This is a genomic window from Vreelandella vilamensis (genome assembly GCF_031451755.1).
Lineage (GTDB): Bacteria > Pseudomonadota > Gammaproteobacteria > Pseudomonadales > Halomonadaceae > Vreelandella > Vreelandella vilamensis.
In genome coordinates this window covers 1-1,153 of sequence record NZ_JARWAN010000058.1, presented here as the reverse complement: position 1 = coordinate 1,153, position 1,153 = coordinate 1, and the positions used below count along the sequence as shown (strand labels likewise).

General features: G+C 54.3%; 1 protein-coding gene. It reads left to right on the top strand.

The features are described from left to right. Positions 1–84: 84 nt before the first annotated feature. Positions 85–1,153, top strand: a 1,069-nt coding sequence (locus QC823_RS16110; RefSeq protein ID WP_309657358.1) for a transposase, incomplete at its 3' end; no start/stop codon positions are given.

Sequence of the window (1,153 nt, the reverse complement as noted above, 5' to 3'; positions counted from 1 at the left end):
TCAATGGTTCGGACAGTTTTAAAGAAAGCCTGATGCTCAGATAATGGGGTCTCTGACAACATCACCACCCGAGCACAGGCTTTCATGGAAATAGTCAATACGGTCTTGCAGCAGATGTCCAGTCTCAACAAGCCTCAGCGGCGGTTTATCCTCGTCTTGTTGCCCTTGCTGATGTGCTTGAGAGGTCGTGTCAATTTCCGCAACCTCAGCCGTTACAGTGACTATCATGAGAAGACCTTTTCGCGGTGGTATCGGCGTGATTTTGATTTTACCGAGTTCAACCGCCTGAGCTTACGGCCGCTCAATGAAGACACCGCCGTCACTCTTATCGCGGCCACAGACTGCAGTTTCATCCCGAAAAGCGGCCGACATACCGAGGGATTGGGTAAGTATTACAGCGGCGGCACAGGCAGAGCCGAAAAGGGGTTGGAAATATCAACGCTGGCCGTGGTGAACGTGACGGAAAATACGGCGTATCACCTGTCCACGCGACAAACGATGGATCGTCCCGAGCGTGAACAATCGCGTGTGGATGGCTATCTTCATCACCTCCAGCAAGACCGTGCGTCACTACCGCCCCAGGTGCGTTATCTGGTGGCGGACGGGTATTACAGTAAAACCCGCTATCTCCAGGGCGTCGTGGCGCTAGGATTACATCAGATCGGTAAGCTACGTCATGACGCCAACCTGCGTTGGCTGTACCAGGGAGAACAGAAACCTCGGGGGCGCAAGCGCCGTTACGAGGGAAAAGTCAGCGTTGAGGACGTGAGCCGATGGACGCTCGCCGGCAACATGAACGAGACGCAGGTGTATACCGCGATCGTGAACAGTGCGCATTTCAAACGCGACTTACGGGTAGTGTCTCTGGTTAAGCGCTGTGGCAGCAAGGTGAAAACCGCTTTGCTGTTTTCGACGGATACGTCGCTGGACGCCATGACATTAGTGACGTACTACAAGGCGCGTTTCCAGATTGAGTTTCTGTTTCGCGATGCCAAGCAGTTTCTGGGCCTGAACGACTGTCAGGCCCGCAAGGAAAAGGCGTTGCACTTCCATTTCAATGCGTCGATGACCGCGCTGAACCTGCTCAAGCTTGAGGATCGACAGCAACAATCAGGCGATAGGCGCGTGATTTCCATCGCCCGCTGGCGAACCC